This window comes from Myxococcus sp. AS-1-15 (assembly GCF_020037055.1).
Classification (GTDB): domain Bacteria; phylum Myxococcota; class Myxococcia; order Myxococcales; family Myxococcaceae; genus Myxococcus; species Myxococcus fulvus.
This window is the reverse complement of record NZ_JAIQDF010000008.1, coordinates 392,411-413,448: the sequence shown is the minus strand read 5'-3', so window position 1 is coordinate 413,448 and position 21,038 is coordinate 392,411. Positions and strand designations below refer to the sequence as shown.

The following is a 21,038-nucleotide window of genomic DNA, read 5'->3' as shown; positions in this document are numbered from 1 at the left end:
CGGGCGACGCTCTCCCCACCCGCGCTTCCAGGGATTTCAGCGCAGGTGCGAGCGCAGGAGCTCCACCATGCCGCCCAGGGGCGCGCTCGCGGTGGCCAGGCCCGCATCGTCGACGGCGCGGGGCATGCCGTAGACGACGCAGGAGCTCTCCGACTCGGTGAGCACCACGCCGCCCGCCTCGCGGATGGCGCGCGCGCCGTCGCGGCCGTCGTCTCCCATTCCGGTGAGCACCACGCCCACCGTGTCCTTGCCCCAGACGCGGGCGGCGCTCTGGAAGAGCACGTCCACGGAGGGGTGGTGGGGCATGCGCAGGGGGTGACGGTCCAGGCGCACCAGGCTGAGCGCGCCGTGACGCTCCACCTTGAGGTGCTGGCCGGCGCGGGCGAGGACGACGCGCCCGGGGAACAGCTCCATGCCGTCCTCCGCCTCGCGCACCTCCAGCGGACACAGCGCGTCCAGCCGCCGCGCCACCGCCTCCGTGTAGCCGGGGGGGATGTGCAGCGCGAGCGCCATGGGCGCGGGGAAGTCCGCGGGCAGCTCCGACAGCAGCTTCGTCAGGGCCTGCGGGCCGCCCGTGGAGGTCCCCACCACCACCAGCTGCCGGGCGGGCGGGAGCGCGTCCGGGGACGCGAAGGACGAGGGGGCCACGGGCGAGGCCACGGGGCGCCGGGCGGCGCGGGCCGCGACGCGCACCTTCTCCACCAGCTCCGCGCCCAGCTCATAGAGCCGGTCCGTGGCCAGCGCGGTGGGCTTGTGCACCAGCTCCACCGCGCCGTTCTGGAGGGCCGCCACCGCCAGCTCGCTCTCCTCGCCCGCGCTGCTGACCACGACGACGCGCGGCGCGAGCTCCATGGAGGACAGGGCGCGCAGCACGCCCAGCCCGTCCAGGTTGGGCATCACCAGGTCCAGCGTGAGCACGTCCGGCGACAGCTCCGCCACCTTCTCCAGTGCGTCCAGGCCGTCCCGGGCGGTGTCCACCACCTGGATGTCCGGCGCGTTGGACAGCACCTGCTTGAGCACCTTGCGCGCGAAGGCCGAGTCGTCGACCACCAGCACGCGGATGGGGGCCGGGGTCATCATGTGTCCGCCTTGTTGTAGAAGAAGACGCCCCGGCGCTCCTCGCAGCAGAGCGCGGTGCCGAAGCGCATGAGCGACTCGGAGGTGCCCACCAGCAGCTGGCCGTGGGGCTTGAGCGCGCTCGCCAGCGACTCCACCACCCGGCGCGCCGTGGCGTCCTGGAAGTAGATGAGCACGTTGCGGCAGAGGATGGCGTCGAAGGCGCCCAGCCGCGCCACCGCGGCCTCGTCCACCAGGTTGACGCGCATCCACTGCACCCTGTCCACCAGCTCCGGCTTCACCCGCACGCGCCCCTCCACGCCGCGCTCCAGCCAGCGCCCCTCCACGCCCGGAGGCAGGGCGCGCAGCGAGCGCAGGTTGTGGTCCCCCGCGCGCGCGCGCTCCAGGACCCGGGAGCTCAAGTCGCTGGCGACGATTTCCACGCCGGCCAGCGCGCCGCGGTCCGCCAGCATCATGGCCAGCGTCAGGGGCTCCTCGCCGGTGGAGCACGCCGCGCACCAGACGCGCGGCTTGCGCCCCTGCTTCGCCAGGGGCACCAGCACGTCCTCCACCAGCACCTGCAGGGGCTGGGCCTCGCGGAAGAAGTACGTCTCGTGGACCAGCAGCGAGTCCACCAGCGCGTCCAGCGCCTCGGCGCCCGCCGGGTCGTAGCGAAGGAAGTAGTAGTAGTCGAGCAACGAGTCGAACCCCGCCTCCAGCGCGCGGTCCGACACCTTGTCCGCCATCAACTCCCGGTCCTCGGGCGAGTAGTGCAGCCCGGCGCGCTGCTCGATGAGCGCCGCGAGGATGGCGAACACCTGGGGAGACATCGGCAACGAAGGCATGGCGTCCTTGTCACCGCCCCAGCGCCACGAGACAGGCGCGGCGCACTTCCTCGTCCTCGTCCCGGAGCGAGGCGCGCTCCAGCGCGTCGCGCGCCTCCACCGTGCCCAGCGCCCCCACCGCGGGCACCGCCGCGCGGCGCCCCGAGGGGCTGGCCGTCTCCAGCGCCTGGAGCAGGCCCGCGCGCGCGTCCGCCCGGCGCATGCGCGCCAGCGCCGCCACCAGCAGCGGCGCCGTCACCTCGTCCGCGGCGTCCAGCGCGGCGAGCAGCCCCGGCAGCCGCCCCTCCATGGGCAGGGCCAGCGCGCTCACCACCCGCTCGCGCACCGTCAGGTCTCCCAGGAGCGACACCAGCGCCTGCGTGGAGGGGATGCCCGGCCGCGTGGCCAGGAAGCCCACCGCGGCGCTGCGCACGCTGTCGTCCCGGTCGCTGGCGGCGCGCAGGAGCGCGGGCAGGGTCTCCGGGGCCTCGTACTCGGCCACCGCGGACAGGGCGACCAGGCGCGTGGCCGCGTCCTCGGACGAGGCGGCCTCCAGGAGCACCGGCAGCGCGTCCTGCCGGCGCGCCACGCCCAGGCCCAGGAGCGCCGCGCGCCGCACGTCCGCGTCCGCGCTGGCCGCCGCGCGCCGCAGCGCCGTCATGGCGCTCTCCGTGTGCATGTGGGCCAGCGCGTCCACCACCGCCACGCGCACCTGGCCCGCGTCGTCGTCCGCCAGCGCGACGATGGCGTCCGCGGCGGCCTCCTCGTTGAGCTTCCCCAGCGACTGGCACGCGTAGTAGCGCACCCACGGGTCGCGATCATTGAGGCCCCCCAGCAGCATGCTGGTGATGCGGGCCTCCTTCTGCGTCTGTCCCAGGGCGCGCATGGCCGCCGCGCGCGTGCGCTCCGACTCGTGCGTGGCCGCCGTGAGCAGCGCGTCCACCGCGCGCGGGTCCTCGATGAAGGGCAGGCCGTAGATGGCCGCGTCGCGCAGCCGCTCGTCCGAGTCGCGCATGGCCGACAGCAGCACCTCCAGCCCGCGCGGATAGCCGAAGTAGGAGATGATGCGCAGCGCCGCCCGGCGCAGCCGCGCGTCCGGGGAGCGCGCCGCCTGGAGCGCCAGCGCCTCCGTGTCGTCGCTGCCCAGCGACTGGATGGCGCCCGTGGCGGCCTGCACCACGCGCGGGTCGTCGTCCACCAGGCGCTCGAAGAGCGCGCCCACCGCGGACGCGTCGCCGATGCGCGACAGCGTGTCCGCCGCCATGGCGCGCACCGAGGCGTCCCGGTCCTCCAGGCACACCAGCACCTCCGGCACGGACGCCACGCGGCGCCCCACCAGCGGCAGGAGCACCCGGCGCCGGGCGCTGTCCCCGTCGCGCAGCGCCTGCAGGATCTGCTCGTCCGCGTCCGAGCCCAGCTCCGCCAGGGCCGCCGCCGCCGCGCGCGCCACCGTCGGGTCCGGCGCGTCGAGCAGGCGCAAGAGCCCCGCCGCCGCGTCCTGGCCCCCAATCCAGCCGAGCAGCCGCGCCAGCGCGGCGCGCTCCGCGGAGTCCGCGGTGCTGATGGCCTGCGCCAGCTTGCGGCCCAGCACGGACAGGTCCCCGCCGGAGCGCAGCGCCGCCTGCACCGCGCGCGCGCCGCCGAAGCGCTGCACCTGCGCCTCGTGGATGTCCACCAGCGCCACCGCCACCACGCGCACCAGGCTGTCGTTGCCCCGGCGCAAGAGCCCCACCAGCGCGGGCACCGCCGCGTCCTGGCCCGTGCGGCCCAGCGCCCTGGCGGCCTCCAGCGAATAGAAGGGGTCCGCGAGCAGGCCCAGCAGCGCGGGCACCACCGTCGGGTCGCCGCAGCGGCCCAGCACGTCGATGGCGGGGAAGATGCGGAAGAAGTTGCCGCTGCCCAGGGCCGCCAGCAACGCGTCCACCGCCGCGCCGCCGCCGATGCGGCCCAGCGCTTCAATCGCCGCCACCGCGACGTTGTCGTCCGGATGCACCGTGAGCCGGGCGAGCAGCGGCACCGAGCGCCGGCTGCGCCTGCGGCCCAGCACCTGGGCCGCGTCACAGACGATGGCGGCGACGGGGCTGTCCGCCAGCACCTCGAGCGACTCCTCCACCGCGCCCGTGGAGGCCACCAGCGCCTCCACCGCCGCGGCCAGCCGCGCCTCGCTGTCGCGGCGGCTCCTGAGCACCTCGCACAGGGGCGGCACCGCCTGGGTGCCCAGCTTCGCCAGGGCCGCGACGACGGCGCGGCGCACCGCCCAGCTCGGCGTGTCCAGCCCGGCCACCAGCCGCGCCAGGTTGTCCGCGCCGCCGCGCGCCAGCTGCTCCACCGCGTCCACCTGCGCCCGGTCCTCCGCGGAGAGGAACAGGGGCGAGGCGCCCACCGCCGAAGACATCGTCGCCGTCATGCCTGCCGCTCCCTCGTCGACTCGACGCCCGCCGGTTCGGAGGGCTTCACGCCCCCCATCCGGGACAGGCTCTCCCATTGCTCCGCCTGCAGTCGCGACAGCTGCCCCAGGCGGTTGGACACCTCGCGCACCTCGGCCGCGTTGCCCGCCACGGCGCGGACCTGCTGCGCGGTGGTGACGGTGATTTCCCGCGCCCGCGTGCGCATCTCCTCCACGCCCCGGGCCAGCCCCTCCGTCACCTGGGTGGCCTCCGCGCTGGCGCGCGCCACGGAGGCGATGCCGGTGGCCTGCCGCTGCGCGGACACCGCCAGCGAACCGAGCACCTCCGACTGCTCGTCCAGCGCGCGCGCCGTGCTCTTGGCCACCCGGCGCACCTCGTCCGCGCCCTTCACCAGCGCGACGAGCGCCTGGGCCTGCTCGTCGGTGGCCCGCGTCACCGCGCCCGCCAGCTGCGCCACCTGGCGGCTGGCCGCCTCGCCCTGCTTGAGCGCGCGCGCCTGCTCCGCCATGCCGCGCGCGGACTGGGCCACCTCCTTGCGCGTGGCGTCCATGGCCCGCGTCACCTCCGCCGCCGCCTTGGCCTGCTCGGCCAGGCCCGCCAGCGTGCGCTGCGTGGTGCTGGCCATGTCCTGCGCCAGCGCGCTCACGCCCGTGACCTCCTTGCTCTGCGTGCCCACCACGTTGCTGACGGTCTGCACCAGCTGGCGCATCTGCGCCGCGGCCTTGGACAGGTCCGTCGACGCCGCGGCCTGCTCCTGCACCGCGCGCGCCACCTTCTGGGACACCTCCGCGAGCTGCCCGTTGGCGCGCACCACGTCGCGCAGCGCGCGCGCCTGCTCCCCGGAGGCCTGCATCGTCTGCCGGGCCATGCGCCGCATCTCCGAGCCGCCCTGCGACAGGGACTGCGCCGCCTGGGCCTGCTCCGCGGCGGACGTGGCGATGACGCGGCCCTGCTCGCTCATCCGCACGTTGCCCTGCGCCAGCGCCTGCGCCGCCTGCACCTGCTCCCCGGTGGCGCGGCTCACCTCGCGTACGTTCTGCCCCAGGTCATCCACGCCCTTGAGGATGGTGGTCAGCGCCTTCTCCGCCTCGGAGGCCAGCGCCGAGCCCTCGTCCGCGGCGCGCATGCCCTCGCCCGTGGCGGCCGCCGCCTCGCGCGCCGTCGTCTGGAGCCCGCGCACGATTTTCGCCACGTCCGAGCTGGCCGCCGCCGCCCGGTCCGCCAGCGCGCGAATCTCCTCCGCCACCACCGCGAAGCCCCGGCCGTGCTCCCCGGCGCGCGCCGCCTCGATGCTCGCATTGAGGGACAGGAGGTTGGTGCGGTCGGCGATGAGGTTGATGGTCTGGACGATGTCGCCAATCTCCTCGGCGCGCTTGGCCATCTCCTTCATCACGCCCGACGACTCGACGATGGACTGACGGATGCGGCCGAAGCCCGCCATGGAGCGCCCCACCGTGGCGCCGCCCTCGCGGGCGATGGTGCCCACCCGGTCCGCGGTGGCGCGGGCCTCCTCCGTCATCTGCGCCACGCGGCGCGTGGAGGTCTCCAGCTGAGTGGAGGCCGAGGCGCCGGAGGCGGCCTGGCCGTTGATGGACTCAGCGGCCTTGGCCACCGCCTGCGCCGAGCGCGCGAGCTGTTCAATGGTGGAGGCGTTGGCGTCCACCACGGCGGCGTTCTTCTCCGCGGTGGCGGCGACCTCCTCCACGCTCGCGGCCACCTCCTCCATGGCGGAGGCGTTGGAGGCCGCGTGCGTCTCCAGCACGCGCGCGCTCTCCGCCACGCCGCGCACGCTGCGCGCCAGCTCCTCCGCGGTGGCGGCCACCTCCTCCACGCTGGAGGCCATGGAGGTGGAGTCGCGCGCCACGTCCCCCAGCGAGCGGCCCAAGAGGCCCACCGCGTGGGCGACCTGCGTGGCGCGTTCACCCACGCCCTGCGCGTCCGAGGCCAGCCGGGCGATGCCCTTGGCCATCTCCTCGATGGTGGCGCCCACCTGCTCCGCGGAGGCCGCGCCGGACTGGTTGCGCGTCACCAGGTCCGCGACGGTGGCGTTCATCTCCGTCATGGACGCGAGCAGCTCCTCGCTGGAGGCGGCCAGGTCCTCCGCGTTGGAGCTGACGCCCTTCACCGAGCGGGACACCTCCTCCAGCGTGGCCGCGGTGGTGTCCGCCTCCGCCGCCAGGTGGGCGGCGTCCTTGCGCACGTTGGACACCGACGCGCTCACCTCCTCCACCGAGCCCGCCGTCGCCTCCGACTCCTGCTGCAGCTGGCGCGAGGAGTCGCTCACCGTGCGCTGCGTGCGCACCAGCGACTGCACCGCCAGCCCCGTCTGCTCCACGTGCGTCGCCACCGATTCGATGGCGGCGCGCACCTGCTCGGTGCCGGCGGCCTGCTCGTTGCCGCTGCCGGCCACGCGCGTGGCCATGGCCTCCAGCTCCTGGAGCAGCGTGGTGCTCTCACGGAGGCTCCGGGTCAGGCGCTCGGCCAGCCCGCGCGCGTCGTCCTGCCCCTTGGGGGCGTCAGTGTCCTGCGTCGCCATCCGGCGTCTCCTCCCCGATGACTCGGGGGAAATCGATGAGCATCACCAGCCGCGGACCCACCTGCGCCACGGCCTTCACGAAACCCTGCGCGCCCTCGGTGACCAGCGGCGGCGGCGGCTTGAACTGGCCCGGGTCCAGCTTCAGCACCTCGCGCGCGCTGTCGACGAGCAGCCCCACCACGCGCGCGCCCAGCTGCCCCACCACCACCCGCGAGTCGAGCGTGCGCTCCACCGCCGGCAGGCCGAAGCGGCGCCGCGCGTCCACCACCGGGATGACCCGGCCGCGCACCTGCACCAGCCCCGCCACGTGCGCGGGCGCGCCCGGCACGGGCGTGGCGCCGTTGAAGGACTCCATCTGGAGGACGTTCGACGCCGGCAGCACGTACTCGGCGCCATCCACCTTGAACACCACATGCAGCACGCTCATGTCGCGCGCTCCTCTCGTCCCCCGCCCCCCTGCCGGCGCGACGCGCCCAGCGTGGGCAGGTCCAGCACCAGCGTGGGCTGTCCATCGCCCAGGTCCGTGGCGCCCGCCACGCCAGGCACCTTCACCAACGGGTCCTCCAGCGGGCGCAGGACGATCTCCTGCTGCCCGAGCAGCCGCCCCACGCCGAAGGCCACCAGCTCCCCGCGCTGGCGCACCAGCAGCGCCCGCGCGGGCACGGTGTCGGCCGCGCTGGCCGTCCCCTGCCCCAGCAGGCGCTCGAGCCACACGAGCGGCACCGCCTGTCCCCGCCGCTCCACCAGGGCCACGCCCCGGCCCCCCGGGGGACGCACCACGCGGGAGGCGTCCACCTCGAAGAGCTCCTCCACGCACGACACCGCCACCGCGTAGCGCGCGCCGGCGCACTCGAAGACGATGGCGTCCAGCAGGGTAATCGTCAGCGGCACGCGCAGCCGGAACGTGGTGCCCACGCCGGGCCGCGTCTCCATGCGCAGCTCCCCGCCCAGCTGGTCCACGACGATGCGCCGGACGATGTCCATGCCCATCCCGCGCCCGCTGGTGGAGGTGACCGACTCCCGCGTGGAGAAGCCCGGCCGGCACAAGAGCTCCAGCACATCATCGTCCGTGCGCGGGGCCGGCGCGCCCGCGCGCTTCGCCACCGCCGCCCCGTCCACGCCGCGCCCGTCGTCGCGCACGAGCAACTCCACGAAGCCGTTGGCCTGGGCGTGACATGCCAGGCGCACCAGCCCCTCCGGGGCCTTGCCCAGCATGCGGCGCTCCTCGGGCGACTCCAGGGCATGGTCCACCGCGTTGCGCACCAGGTGCACCAGCGCGGGCATCAGCCGGTCCGCCACCGCCTTGTCCAGCTCCGCGTCGCCCACGTCCAGCTCCAGCCGCACCGCCTTGCCCGTGGCCCGGCGCAGCCCGCGCACCAGGAGGGGCAGCCGCTCCAGCACGTCCCCCACGCGCACCATGCGCAGCCGGAGAATCGCCGCGCGCATGTCGCGCAGCTGGCGCGAGTTCTCCTGGAGGATGGCGCGCAGCTCCCGCGTGGGCGCGCCCGCCGCCGTCAGGTCCGCCACCGCGCGCTGCAGCCGCGAGCGGTTGACGACGAGCGCCGCCAGCCGCTCCAGCGCCTCGTCCAGCCGGGACACCTCCACCCGCAGGGTGCCGCCCCCGCGCCGCAGCTCCTCCGGCTCCTCGTCCAGCTCCCCGTCCAGCCGCGCGGGCGGGCTCACCACGGGCACGGGCGACAGGGCCTGCTCGACGGCCAGCGGGCGCACCAGGGCGGGCTCGCCCCCGGCGGCGTCCATCAACACGCCGTCCGCGGCCTCGGTGCTGAGCAGCAGCACGAAGGTGAGCGAGCCGCCCCCGGGCACGGGCCCCGACAGCGGGACGACCTTCACCAGCTCGCCCAGCGCCGCCAGCCGCTCGCGCACGCTGTTGATGGTGACGCCCTTGGCGGCGCGCTCGGCGCCGGGGATGAAGTCCACCCGCACGGGGCGGCGGCCGCCCGCGGTGGCGGTGAGCTGCTCGCGCTCGGTGGGCGTCAGCTTGGCGCCGAGCGCCAGCGTCTCGTCGAGCACCACCGCGACGGGCCGCGAGGCCGCCGGCGCCGTCTCGGAGGCCTCCAGCGCCTCCAGCCGCTCCAGGAGCCCCGAGGGCACCGGGGCCGCGGGCTTGCCGGAGGCGAGCTGGCGCATGCGCTGCTCCACCGCGCGCAGGCCCTCCATCAGCGGCTCCACGCTGGACTCCGGGAGCCGGCCGCCGGCCTGGTCCGCCTGACGCAGGGACGTCTCCATCCAGTGAGAGATGGAGACGATGGGCTCCACGTCCACCATGGCGGACAGGCCCTTGATGGTGTGCAGCGCCCGGAACAGCTCCCGCACGGCCTTGGGGTGGGCCGCGCCCCGACGCGCGCTGGCCTCCACCGCGAGCAGGTGGCGGTGCGCCGAGTCGAGCAGCTCCTCCACCTCCGCCAGATAGGCGGGGAGGAAGTCCGCGAGGTCCACGGAAGCGGTCAAGCCCGCGTCTCTTCCAGCAGCCCCCGCGCCTCCGCGAGGATGGCGTCGGGGGTGAAGGGTTTGGTCATGAAGCGGTTGGCGCCCGCCTCCAGCGCCCGCGCGCGCGACGCCTCGTCCCCCCGCGTGGTCACGATGATGATGGGCAGCGTGCGCAGCTTGTCCTGCCCCCGCACGAACTCCACCACCTCGATGCCTCCGATGTCCGGCATGTTCAGGTCCAGCACCAGCAAATCGTACGGGCTCAGCGACAACCGCTCGATGGCCTCCAGCCCGCTCGAGGCATGGGTGAAGTTCAGCCCCGGGTAGGGCCTCAGACAGGCCACCACCATGTCCCGCATCACCTTGCTGTCATCGACGACGAGCACCTCTGCCATGGATTCCCCTGAAGACGAGCCGCGACCCTAGAGCGATTTCCCGGGCGGGAAAGAGAACGGCGGGGCCCCCCGTCCGCCACCTTCCAGTGGTCGACAATCGTACGTTGGGACAGGCACCCGCAGTGCGAGCCCTCGGACGCCCCCACGCTTCCCGAGTGGATGGGCACCCTGCCCCCAAAGCTCCGCGTACCCCGACTTCAGCCCCACTCCGTGGAAGCTGAAGCACTTCACCGGCTTTCCGGCAGGTGCTTCTCCCTCGGGAAATCCCCGGGAGCAAACGCCAAATTGAGCCGCCGGCCGCTTGCGTGCCCCGAGGTGCGAGGGGTATGAGCCCGGGCACTTTCTGACTCTGCAAATCAATCTCAATAAAACCCAACAAACCAGGAGTCCTGATGAAGTCCCGAGCCTGTGTCCTCGCGCTGGCGGCCGTGTGGCTGGCGGCGTGTGGGTCGGATGTGGAGACCACGCCCGGCATCCCCGTGGCGCCGTACGTCCAGCTGCACTCGCACGTCTCCGGCGCCAGCGCCGAGAGCGCGCAGGTGAAGCTGCAAGGCTCGGTGAGCGCGCCGGGAAGGCTCGCGGAGCTCACGGCGCGGCTCAACGGCGGCGAGCCGCGCGCGGTGGAGTTCCAGACGAGCACGCCCACGAGCGCGAGCTTCACGCTGGAGCTGACCCTGGAGGAGGGCGACAACGACATCACCCTGGCGGCGGTGGACCAGACGGGCGCGCGCACGGAGCGCACGCTGGCGCTGCGCTTCGACGAGGCGCCGGTGGTCCAGGTCCGCTCGCCCCGCGAGGGCGTGGCCACCACGGTGCGGCGGATGCACGTGGAGTTCACGGCCACGGACAACGTGGCGGTGACCCAGCTTGCGTACACGCTCAACGACGGCACCGAGCAGGCGCTCACGCTGCCGGCCACCGCGGGCGAGCCGGTGTCCTTCGAGGTGACGCCGCGCGCCGGCCGCAACACCGTGGTGCTGCACGCCCGGGACGCGGCGGGCAATGAGGCCGAGCAGGCGGTGTCGTTCCACTTCGGCCAGCTTGCCTCGGCCGGTGGCCTGCACAGCGGCACGCTCAAGAACGGCCGCGTGTACACGTGGGGCCGCAACAACCGGGGCCAGCTGGGCCTGGGGGACGACGTGCGCACGGACCAGACCCAACCCCAGCCGGTGCCGGGCCTGGAGAACGCGACGGCCATCGCCTTCAACCAGAACTTCGCCATGGCGCTGACGGCCGACGGCAGCGTGTGGTCCTGGGGCGAGAACAACGACAGCCAGCTGGGCCTGTCCACCCCGCCCTCGGGCGAGACGCCGGGCACCCCCGATGTCACCCCGCGCTACGTGGCGACGAGGATTCCCAACCTGACGGGCGCGGTGTCGGTGGCGAACGGCTTCCGCCACGCGCTCATCCTGATGGAGGACGGCACGGTGCAGAGCTTCGGCAACAACGCCAACGGCCAGCTGGGCGACGGCACCACCGTGGCGCGCGGCTACCCGATGCCGGTGCAGGGCCTGACGAACGTGGTGAAGGTGCTGGGCGGCTCCATGCACTCGGTGGCGCTCAAGGCCGACGGCACCGTCTGGGTGTGGGGCCGCAACGACTACGGCAACCTGGGCACGGGCGTGGTGGACGGTGACAGCCACCCGCTGCCTGGCCAGGTCCCGGGAATCACCGACGTGGTGGACATCGCCAACGGCCGCGACCACATCCTCGCGGTGCACAAGGACGGCACCGTGTCCGCGTGGGGCCTGGACGCCACCGGCCAGCTGGGCACGGGCGCGCTCAGCGCGGGCGGCGAGAGCGCCACCCCGGTGAAGGTGAAGGGCGTCACCGACGCGACGGCCGTGTTCGCCAACGGCAACTACAGCTTCGCGCGCCGCGAGGACGGCTCGCTGTTGGGCTGGGGCTCGAACTTCAACGGCCAGCTGGGCATCGGCATCAAGGAGACGAACGAGCTGGAGGCGCGCGCCTCCTCCGGGACGCTGACGCCGCTGACGGCCATGGGCATGGGCGCCACCCACGTCATCGCCGTGCGCGAGGACGGCTCGGTGTTCGCCTGGGGCTGGAACCTCAACGGCTCGCTCGGCCCGGACGGCGTCATCGACCGCTGGTCCTACACCGACCCCATCCCGGTCCCCCTGCCGTGAAGCACGCCGTCGGTCTGGGTCTGTTGTTGGCGCTCCTCGGGGCCGCCGCCGCGTGCGGTGACTCCGGGGCCCCGCCCTCCATCACGCCTCCGGGTGAGCCGCCCCCGGAGCCGCCTCCTCCCGAGCCGCCCCCTCCGCCCCGCTTCGACGTGGTGGAAGCGGGCGAGGACCACCCCGGCGGAGCCACCAGCGTGACGGTGACGGGCGCGGGCGCCTTCACCCAGCCGGCGGCCAACCTCGGCCTGGCCCGGCGCGCGGAGTTCTTCGTGGGCGAGTCCGTCTTCGAGGCGGACTGGGTGCGCGCGCCCAGCACCTCGCAGCAGGACCGGGACGGCCTGGGCCCCCTGTTCCACTCCGTCTCGTGCCTCGCCTGCCACCTGGGCAACGGCCGCGGCCGTCCGCCCGAGGGCGACGAGGTGGCGGACACGCTGCTCGTGCGCCTGTCCATCCCGGGCACCGGCCCCCACGGCGAGCCCGTGCCCGAGCCCACCTATGGAGACCAGCTCCAGCCCCGGGGCATCCCCGGCGTACCCGCGGAGGGACAGGCGCGGGTGGAGTGGACCGAAGTCTCCGGCACCTTCGCGGACGGCGAGCCCTACACGCTCCAGTCCCCCACGCTGGTGCTGACGGACCTGGCCCACGGGCCCCTGTCGGCGGACACGATGATGTCCGCGCGCGTGGCCCAGAACATGGTGGGCCTGGGCCTGCTGGCGGCCATCCCCAACGAGACGCTGCTGGCGTGGGCGGACCCGGACGACGCGGACGGCGACGGCGTGTCCGGCCGGGTCAACCGCGTGTGGAACGGGCGCACGAACCGCGTGGCGCTGGGCCGCTTCGGGTGGAAGGCGAACCAGCCGGACATCGAGCACCAGAACGCGTCCGCGCTGCTGGGCGACCTGGGCCTCACCACCACGCTGTTTCCAAAGGACACGTGCACCCAGGCGCAGGCCGTGTGCCTCGCGGCGCCCCACGGCGGTGAACCCGAGGTGACGGACCGGCAGCTGACGGCGCTCGACTTCTACTCGCACACGGTGGCGCTCCCCACGCGCGCGGGCGTCGACGACGCCCGGGTGCTCCAGGGCAAGGCCGTGTTCCACCGCGTGGGCTGCGCCAGGTGCCACAAGCCGTCGGTCACCACCGGCACGCTGGAGGGCTACCCGGAGCTGTCCGGGCAGCTCATCTGGCCGTACTCGGACCTCTTGCTGCATGACCTGGGAGAGGGGCTCGCGGACGGACGTCCGGACTTCCTCGCCAGCGGCCGCGAGTGGCGCACCCCGCCCTTGTGGGGCCTGGGCCTGACGCGGACGGTGAGCGGACACTCGCGCCTGCTGCATGACGGACGGGCGCGCACGCCGCTGGAGGCCGTGCTGTGGCACGGGGGCGAGGCCGAGTCCTCGCGCGAGCAGGTGAAGGCGCTGTCGCGCGGGGAGCGCGAGGCGCTGGTGGCCTTCCTCGACTCGCTCTGAGTCAGGCGCGGGCGACGGGGGGGCCGCCCAGGGGCAGGCGCACGCGGAACGTGGAGCCCTCGCCGGGCGTGCTGTCCACGGACACCTGACCGCCGTGCGCCTCGACGATGCGGCGCAGGCGGTACAGGCCCAGCCCCAGGCCGCCGTAGTGCCGCACCGGCACCGCGCGCTCGAAGCGGCGGAACAGCCCGTCCACCCGCTCCGGGGAGATGCCGATGCCGTGGTCCTTCACCACCAACGTGGCCGTGGCGTCCTGCTGCTCCAGCGCCACCTCCACGGGGCGGCCCGGGCCGAACTTCATCGCGTTGGACAACAGGTGGCGCACCACCTGCCCCAGCCGGGCGCCGTCCCACCGGCCCGGCGTGGGCGGCATGGGCCCGAGCACCAGCTCACACCCCGCTCTCGCCGCGGCCGGCTCCGAGCGCGTCACCGCGTCGCGCACGACGTTGGACAGGTCCACCACCTCCAGCTGCAGCCTGGGCGGTCCGCCCTGCGACTGGGACACGTCCAGGAGCGACTCCACCAGGTCCGACATCCGCTGCACCTGACGGTCCGCGGCCTCCAGCGCGCGCTCCAGCCGCGGCGCCGCCTGGGCCGCGCCCAGCATGCGCAGCGCCCCTTGCGCGCCCTGCACCCGCAAGCGCAGCGCGGCCAGGGGCGTTCTCAGCTCGTGCGCCGCCACGCTGAGGAAGTCGTCGCGCACGCGCACCGCCTCGTTCGCCTCGCGGTAGAGCCGCAGCTGCTCCGTCACGTCGCCGATGATGCCCGCCATGCGCACCGGCCGGCCCTGCTCGTCGCGCAGCGCGCGCCCCCGCCCCACGCACGAGCGATAGCCGCCCGTGGCGTGTCGGAGCCGGAAGGCCACGTCGTACGGCGCCCCGCGCTCCAGGTGCTCCGTCATGGCCGCGAGCACGCCGGCGCGGTCCTCCGGGTGGAGCAGCTCCACGAAGGCCTCGTGCGTGCCGGCGAACGTCTCGGGCGTCAGCCCCAGCATCTCCAGGAGGCGCGGGCTCCAGTACAGCGTGCCCCGCCGCAAGTCCCAGTCCCAGATGCCGTCGTAGGAGCCCTCCACCACCAGGCGGAAGCGCTCCTCGCTCTCGCGCGTGCCGCGCTCCGCCTGCTCGAGCAGCCCCACGCGCCGCTCCAGCTGGCGTACCATCCGGTACAGGTGGTCCTCGGTGTTCAGCTCCAGCGCGGGCCCCACCGGCGGCGCGAGCCCCAGCGGCGTGGGCGGCCCGGCCTTCAGCGCGCGCAGCAGCACGCCCACCAGCTCGTCCCCGTCCTGCGCGCGGCGCACGAAGCCGTTGGCGCCCACGTTGTGGGCCATGCGCAAATCCAGCTCGTCCGGCGTCAGCGCGTGCGTGAGGATGACCGGCACGCGCGCGAAGCGCGACTCCTGCCTGAGCGCCATGCACAGCTTGTAGCCGTCCATGCGCGGCATCAGCGCGTCCGCCAGCACCACGTCGGGCCGCCGCCTCCTCGCGACCTCCAGCGCCTGCATCCCGTCGTCCGCGGACACCACCCGGAAGCGGAAGGGCACCATCATCAGCTGCAACAGCTTGCGCGACACCGGGTCGTCGTCCGCCACCAGCACCAGCGGCCGCGCCTCCGGGGGGCCCTCCTCCGGCACCACGCGTCGGACCTTCTCCACCAGCCCGCCCAGGGACAGGGGCCGCCAGAAGAAGCCGGTGAGCGGCAGCGCCAGCCTGCGCACCACCTCCTCCTCGGCGGGGAAGGCGCGCACGTACAGCCCCACCGACGCCGCCTCCAGCGCGCCGCGGAACGCCTCCAGCGCCTCCCTGCCCGCCGCCAGCACGCCCGCCGCCGCCACCACGAGCAACACCGGCTGCGTCTGCATCAGCGAGGCGGCCGCCGCCACGTCCGCCAGGGCCACGACCTGCCATCCCTGGCTCTCCAGCGCGAGCACCTGGAGCTCCCGGGCCACACTGGCTTCTTCGATGAGCAGGAGACTGGGCTTCGTCACGGCGAGGGGGACCCGGAGACACGAGCAACAGGGCCTGTCGAGGCCCCGACGGAACGACAAAGGCGCAAGTGTGGGCACTCATCGCTCCCAGTCAAGGAGCGCGGGATGGACTGTTCGCCGGTCCAACACCCGCCGTCGCCCTCCAGGCGACCCCAGGGGGCCCTCCCCTCCTCTTCCCAGCGGACGCCTGCGACAAGAACACCTAGGATGCTTTTACAACTCAGATACGAGATGAAGCCCCGCCCGCCACCCCGCCCCCGCGCCACCGCCCGCCCCCCGGCCCCCCGCTCCGCTCAGCCGGGGCCATCGCGACGCGCCCGGGCCCGGCCGCACCCACCCGGTCGCCGTGCTCGGGGCACCGCGTCACCGGTGACTCATGAGTTGCAACTGCACCCTGGAATCACTGGACTCCCGGACACCTCGCCGCGCGCGGGGAGGCCCTGGGACACCCGGCGGAAACTGTCGTGCGCCGGACACCCCCGCGCCGGTTCGCGACGCTGGCGTGGCCACTCCACCGCATCCGGGGTCCACCGACGTCCAGGCGTGACTGACCGGAAGTCGGGAAGCGCGGTGAATCATTACGCACAAGGATTGCACCAGTATCCTGGACTCCTGGTGCTCACTCTCGTATCCAGGAGTCTGGGGGGACCCGGCGGGCAAGCCACTCCAGTCCTCGAGGCCGGACGTCGTACTCCGGGCGAGGTGAAAGTGTCCCGCAGATGGGTTATGCGAAAAGACATCATGGGAGCAAAACGAATCGCCGTGCAGCCGAAGCTCGCTGATTTCCAGGAGAGGATCCGCGCGTCGGGTCTGCGCAGCACCGCGCCCCGCGTGGCGGTGCTCCGGGAGCTGGAGTCGGCCACCGCGCCAATGAGCCACGCCGACCTGGTGGATGCACTGGGTGACGAGGGCTATGACCGGGTGACCATCTACCGCAACCTCACGGACCTCACGGAGGCCGGGCTGGTGGTGCGCGCGGACCTGGGAGACCACGTGTGGCGCTTCGAGCTGCGACGCTCGGGCGACGAGCACAGCGGCAACCACCCGCACTTCACCTGCACCGACTGCGGCACCGTCGCGTGTCTGCCGGAGGAGTCCATCCGCATCGCGTCCTCCAAGGGCGTGCCGCGCGCGGTGGCCCAGAAGAGCGTGGACGTGCAGCTGCGCGGCCTCTGCGACCGCTGCGCCTGAAGGACGTCCCCCGCGCCGCCACGCGCGCTGGCCGGGATGAAACACGAACGCCCGGGCCCTCCCGACTCCTGCAAGAGGGACGGCCCGAGCGTGTGACACGCGGCACGGGCGCTTGCTGGCCCCGTGCCCCTGAGACGGCGGACTACTGGATGGTGTACGCCACCGTGCCGCTGCAGCTGTTGCTGGAGTAGCAGCCCGCGCGGATGGTGTACGTGCCCGCCGTGGTGGCCGTGTACGAGAAGAACGACAGCGTGCCGCAGGAGTCGTCGTTGCTCGCCACCGACGTGCCCGCCGCGTTGCTCAGCCGCAGGTAGGTGTCACCCGTGCCGGAGGCGCCGCTCACCGAGCAGGTGCCCACGCGAATCGTCTGGCCCGCCGCCAGCGTCACCGCGCGGTTGGTGGTGTTCTGCTGCGCGTTGTTGGTGTTGGACGCGGTGAAGGTGAAGGTGGTGGACGGCGGGGGCTGGGTGGTGCCGCACAGCCGCAGGCTGCCGGCCACCGCGCAGTACGCGTTCACCGCGGGACGCACGTAGGTGATGTCCTCGCCGCTGCAGCCCGTCTCCGTGCACGTGTTGACGATGCGGCAGCTGCCGCTCGACACGTAGTCCGTCTCGCCGCGCACCAGGATGCCCGCCACCGTGTAGCCGGTGTTCTCGTACACACCCGAGCCGGAGTTGCCACCGAAGGTGTCCGTGGTCGCGCTGAAGTAGTCCAGCGAGCCCGCGCGCGCGTCGCGCACCTTGCCGCCCGAATCAATCTTGAACGGGATGCCGCTGCCCGAGCCGATGACCGTCACGCCCGTGCCCACCGGCAGCGCGGCGTTGCCGGCGCGGATGGGCGCGGGCACGAAGCGCGGCGTGGCGGCGCGGTCCAGCTTGATGATGGCGTAGTCCAGGTTGGGCGTGCCGCTGGTCTGCTGGCGCACCACGATGGACTGGCAGGAGAAGATGTCCGCGCTCGTCACCTGCTTGAGCGTGGTCGCCGCCGTCTTGTAGAAGTTGAACACCACGCGCGTGCTGGTGCAGGCCGAGGCGCTGGTGATGCAGTGTCCGGCCGTCAGCACCAGGTCGTCATCGATGAGCGTGCCGGAGCAGAACGCCGGCGTCAGGTCGGTGAGGAAGCGCTGGTTGGAGCACAGGTTGTACGCCGACTGCAGCGTGGACGCGTTGAACGTCACGTTGCCGTTGCTCCCCACCGTGTAGTCGGACGTCGTCATCAGCGCCACGGTGGACTGCTCGGCGCGCTGGCGCAGCGTCGCGTCCGGGTGCGCGTACACGTCCTGGCGGTCGTCGGTGCCGTACACCACCGGCTGCTGCGTGGTGTCCGTCTGCGGCTGCTCCGGCTGCGGCTCGCCCTGCTGCTCCGGCGCCGGACCGCAGGCCGAAATCGTCAGCGCGCACAGCATCGTTCCCAACAGCTTCCTGCCCGCAACTCGAGACATGGTTCGCATGAGGACTGCTCCCTGGAAATGAGCGCCCGCCTGGGAGGCGGGCCGCCGCCGCCATCTTCACGGCATCCAGGAATACGAGCAAACCGATATAAAAACTGCTTCCGTGTATCTCGATTAAAGCAACTCCATTGCAAATCCCGCACTCCGGGCGGGCGGTGGGGGGGGCAGGCGTCGGCTGGTGAACCGTGATTCACCCCGCCCGGCCGCCGGAAGCTTCCGTCCTGACACCCGCGGCCCCATGGTTGAGGTGGTGTGGGAGCGAGTCGGCCCCGACCAGGGTGGGGAGACCGGTGCAAGCGCTTCAGACACTGCTCGTCGTGGACGACGACCTGGACATCCGGGACGCGCTGCAGGACGCCTTCGAGCTGGAGGGCTACGCGGTGCTGCTGGCCGCGGACGGGCTGGAGGCGCTGGCGCAGCTGCGCCAGCAGGACACGCCGCCGCACCTCATCCTGCTGGACCTGATGATGCCGCGCATGGACGGCTTCGCCTTCCGCGAGGCCTTGCGCCATGACACGGCGCTGGCGGACATCCCCGTCGTCGTGGCCAGCGCGGACCTGCATTTGGAGTCCGCCGCCCGCGAGCTGGACGTGGCCGGCTGTCTGCGCAAGCCCCTGGACCTGCACGAGCTGTTGTCCACGGTGAAGCGGCTGAGCCAGGGCGACTGAAGTCGTCCCTGCTTCGCCCGGCTGCCCTGCGGACGGGCCGCCCCTGGGGCCATGCAGGGCGGGTTGGCGGAGGGAGGCAGCCTCCCCACCCTTGCTCCCAGAAGTCATCCAACGGACCCAAGGGAGAGGGACGCTCATATGAAGAAGCTCATCGCCACGTTCGCCGTGTGTCTGGGAACCGCCGCCTTCGCGCAGAGCGCACCGGCGCCGTCGCAGACGCAGATTCCCGGCCCGAGCACGCGCGTGGACACGGGCGTGAACGCCACCGACGTGGGCCGCGGCATCAGCGGCGCCACCCGCGAGGCCTCCAACGCGCAAGCACAGGACAACCTCTTCAAGAAGGAGCACTCGCTGAGCCTCAAGGGCACCTTGAAGAAGGCCGACGACGACAGCGTGAACCTGACGCGCAAGGATTTGCCCGACGCCGAGTTGGACGTGAAGGCCCAGACGGTGGTGATGCTGGACGGCAAGAAGGTGCGGGCCGACCAGATTCCGGAGGGCTCCGAGGTGCGCGCGCGCTTCCAGTTGGACGGTGACAACGCCGTCGCCGTGGAGCTGCGCGCCACCAGCCCCAAGGGCACGGGCGGCTCCGGCGCCGTGGACACCATGAAGAAGGACGCCAAGAAGGCCGGCGACAAGGTGGAGGAGGCCGGCGAGGACGTGAAGCAGGACGTCGACGACGCCGTGCACTGAGTCCGGGCGCCGTCGCCCGAATGACAGTCTCACGGGCCCGCTCCCTTCCGGGGGCGGGCCTGGTCATTTCCAGTGCCACGTCACGCCGCCCGGGTGCCCACGGTGGGAAGCCCGCTTCCCTCTTTCCATGACGGTGCATGTGCGCAAGGGCCGGTACGCCGCTTGCTCCACACCGGGGACGGGAGGAAGCGGTGATTCGACGACTGTTGGGCGCGTGTGTCGGTGTGGCGGTGATGATGACGGCGGTGGCCTGCGACAGCTCGGACGGCACCGGCAAGGGGCCGACGGATGGCGACGTCCAGGCTCCTCCGGATGACGCGGGCACTCCGGACGCGGGGGATGGAGGCACGGACCCGGTGCCCGACGCGGGCAGCGGCGATGGCGGCACGGACCCGGTGCCCGACGCGGGCAGCGGCGATGGCGGCACGGACCCCGTGCCGGACGGCGGCGTGCCCACCACGCCCGAGGGCCCGTGGCCCACGGACGCGCTGACGGACTACTCGTCGAAGTACGGCATCCCCAAGGTCGCCTCGGTGGGCGTGGACGGCGCGCACAACATCTGGGTGCTGGATGGGGACCGCATCGGCGTGCTGCGCGCGGACACGCAGAAGCTCGTGTGGACGAGCCAGCCCGTCGGCCAAGCCAGCCTGGGCTTCGGCTCGGAGCCGCACCAGCTGGCCACCGGCTCCACCGTCATCTGCGGCGGCAAGGCGGGCGAGGCGTACGTGGGCTACCTCACGTACGACAACGTGCCGGGAGGCCAGCGCATCGCCGGCCGGGGCGAGGCCGACTTCGACGAGGCGCGCTACTTCGAGTTCCAGAAGGGCGACATGGACCTGGTGCAGCTCAACGGCGACGGCACGGACATCGTGCTGCGCGAGCACCTGTACCGCTCGGTGGGCACCAGCCGTCCCAGCCGCAACGAGGCCATCGGCATCCGCAACAGCAACGACTTCCACTACGACGAGGACCGCTCCGTCCTGTCCTGCATGCGGGTCATGAAGGGCCCGTACGAGGGTGAGGTCTATATCGGCACCAACCACGGCGTGACGCGCATCCGCGACCTCGAGTACAGCAGCCACCGCCACCCGGCCTGGTGGCTGCTCACCCGGACGCCGCACCCGACGGACCCGAACCAGGAGGTCGTCAAGGAGTCGCAGCGCGCGGGCTTCACCTACGGCCTGGGCTACTCGCAGGCCGGCGAGCTGCTCATCGCCAACGACTGGAAGATTGGAATCCTCCCGCCCAACAAGGAGCTCAAGTGGTGGGACCGGGAGAAGCCCGAGGCGGGCATCCCCGAGGGCACGGAGCTGTCCATCTACCGGCTCAACACCTTCGTGGACCCCGTCAACCCGGGGCCCGAGGACAGGCGCTGGGAGGTCGCCCCGCAGAACCGCTGGCGCGGCTTCCAGCAGACGAAGGACGGCCTGTACTACGTGGCCGGGCTCGGCAGCGGCCTGTGGCAGTTCAAGGCCGAGCCCACGCGGCACGACCCGACCAAGAGCGCGGACACCGACTACGTCCGCATCGACGGCGCGGGCACGGACCGCTACACCGCGCTGGCGGCCACCGACGACGGCTCGCTCTTCGTGGGCACCGAGGGACGCGGCCTGTGGCGCCTGACGCCGCAGAAGCAGCTGGAGAAGGTCCCGGGCGTGGGCGGCTCCAAGGTGCAGCAGCTGGTCTACGACCCGCGCGTGACGCCCAGCGCGCTGTACGTCCTGGTCGACGGCAAGGTGTACGTGCTGCGCGGGCACTGAAGACGCGCTGGA

At 73.1% G+C, this 21,038-nt stretch carries 15 protein-coding genes; 6 read left to right on the top strand and 9 right to left on the bottom strand.

Features of this window, described 5'->3' with window-relative positions:
- Nucleotides 1-36: 36 nt before the first annotated feature.
- The 7 genes from cheB to K8625_RS23280 are packed head-to-tail and all read right to left on the bottom strand — an operon-like array spanning nt 37 to nt 9,667.
- On the bottom strand, nt 37-1,080 hold the full coding sequence (gene cheB, locus K8625_RS23310; RefSeq protein WP_223783940.1) for a chemotaxis-specific protein-glutamate methyltransferase CheB: 1,044 nt from the start codon (nt 1,078-1,080) through the stop codon (nt 37-39).
- On the bottom strand, nt 1,077-1,901 hold the full coding sequence (locus K8625_RS23305; RefSeq protein WP_223751905.1) for a protein-glutamate O-methyltransferase CheR: 825 nt from the start codon (nt 1,899-1,901) through the stop codon (nt 1,077-1,079). Before K8625_RS23305 ends, cheB begins: the two co-directional genes overlap by 4 nt.
- Before the next feature lie 10 nt (nt 1,902-1,911).
- On the bottom strand, nt 1,912-4,287 hold the full coding sequence (locus K8625_RS23300) for a HEAT repeat domain-containing protein (RefSeq protein ID WP_223783939.1): 2,376 nt from the start codon (nt 4,285-4,287) through the stop codon (nt 1,912-1,914).
- Entirely contained in the window at nt 4,284-6,824 is a 2,541-nt protein-coding gene (locus K8625_RS23295) for a methyl-accepting chemotaxis protein (RefSeq protein ID WP_223783938.1), read from the bottom strand. The genes K8625_RS23300 and K8625_RS23295 overlap by 4 nt, the downstream gene beginning before the upstream one ends.
- Nucleotides 6,805-7,251: a chemotaxis protein CheW gene (locus K8625_RS23290; RefSeq protein WP_141330659.1), complete on the bottom strand. Its 447-nt coding sequence runs from the start codon at nt 7,249-7,251 to the stop codon at nt 6,805-6,807. Before K8625_RS23290 ends, K8625_RS23295 begins: the two co-directional genes overlap by 20 nt.
- The gene (locus K8625_RS23285; protein WP_223783937.1) at nt 7,248-9,293 is read right to left on the bottom strand and encodes a chemotaxis protein CheA; all 2,046 of its coding nucleotides are present in this window, start codon (nt 9,291-9,293) and stop codon (nt 7,248-7,250) included. The genes K8625_RS23290 and K8625_RS23285 overlap by 4 nt, the downstream gene beginning before the upstream one ends.
- Nucleotides 9,290-9,667 carry a response regulator gene (locus K8625_RS23280; RefSeq protein ID WP_141330663.1) on the bottom strand — a complete coding sequence of 126 codons (378 nt, stop codon included), beginning with the start codon at nt 9,665-9,667 and terminating at the stop codon, nt 9,290-9,292. The genes K8625_RS23285 and K8625_RS23280 overlap by 4 nt, the downstream gene beginning before the upstream one ends.
- 392 nt (nt 9,668-10,059) lie before the next feature.
- Here K8625_RS23280 and K8625_RS23275 point away from each other — a divergent pair, with 392 nt between their 5' ends.
- Both K8625_RS23275 and K8625_RS23270 read left to right on the top strand, forming a co-directional pair.
- Nucleotides 10,060-11,814 carry a chromosome condensation regulator RCC1 gene (locus K8625_RS23275; RefSeq protein ID WP_223751909.1) on the top strand — a complete coding sequence of 585 codons (1,755 nt, stop codon included), beginning with the start codon at nt 10,060-10,062 and terminating at the stop codon, nt 11,812-11,814.
- The gene (locus K8625_RS23270; protein ID WP_223783936.1) at nt 11,811-13,280 is read left to right on the top strand and encodes a di-heme oxidoredictase family protein; all 1,470 of its coding nucleotides are present in this window, start codon (nt 11,811-11,813) and stop codon (nt 13,278-13,280) included. The genes K8625_RS23275 and K8625_RS23270 overlap by 4 nt, the downstream gene beginning before the upstream one ends.
- Before the next feature lies 1 nt (nt 13,281).
- On the opposite strand, the gene K8625_RS23265 is transcribed toward K8625_RS23270, so the two are convergent.
- Complete coding sequence (locus tag K8625_RS23265) at nt 13,282-15,264, bottom strand: ATP-binding protein (protein ID WP_223783935.1); 1,983 nt, start codon at nt 15,262-15,264, stop codon at nt 13,282-13,284.
- 741 nt (nt 15,265-16,005) lie between these two features.
- On the opposite strand from K8625_RS23265, the gene K8625_RS23260 reads away from it, so the two are divergent.
- Entirely contained in the window at nt 16,006-16,455 is a 450-nt protein-coding gene (locus tag K8625_RS23260; protein WP_141332778.1) for a Fur family transcriptional regulator, read from the top strand.
- A gap of 142 nt (nt 16,456-16,597) precedes the next feature.
- Here K8625_RS23260 and K8625_RS23255 read toward each other — a convergent pair whose 3' ends face one another.
- The gene (locus K8625_RS23255; RefSeq protein WP_223783934.1) at nt 16,598-17,905 is read right to left on the bottom strand and encodes a serine protease; all 1,308 of its coding nucleotides are present in this window, start codon (nt 17,903-17,905) and stop codon (nt 16,598-16,600) included.
- Between the two features lie 290 nt (nt 17,906-18,195).
- Between K8625_RS23255 and K8625_RS23250 the strand changes: the two genes are divergently transcribed.
- From K8625_RS23250 to K8625_RS23240, 3 genes are all read left to right on the top strand, one after another.
- Nucleotides 18,196-18,573, top strand: coding sequence for a response regulator (locus K8625_RS23250; protein ID WP_046716766.1), 378 nt, complete (start codon nt 18,196-18,198; stop codon nt 18,571-18,573).
- A 138-nt stretch (nt 18,574-18,711) separates the two neighbouring features.
- Nucleotides 18,712-19,266 carry a hypothetical protein gene (locus tag K8625_RS23245; RefSeq protein WP_223751913.1) on the top strand — a complete coding sequence of 185 codons (555 nt, stop codon included), beginning with the start codon at nt 18,712-18,714 and terminating at the stop codon, nt 19,264-19,266.
- 191 nt (nt 19,267-19,457) lie between these two features.
- Nucleotides 19,458-21,026, top strand: a complete 1,569-nt coding sequence (locus K8625_RS23240; protein WP_223783933.1) for a hypothetical protein — start codon at nt 19,458-19,460, stop codon at nt 21,024-21,026.
- Nucleotides 21,027-21,038 lie beyond the last annotated feature (12 nt).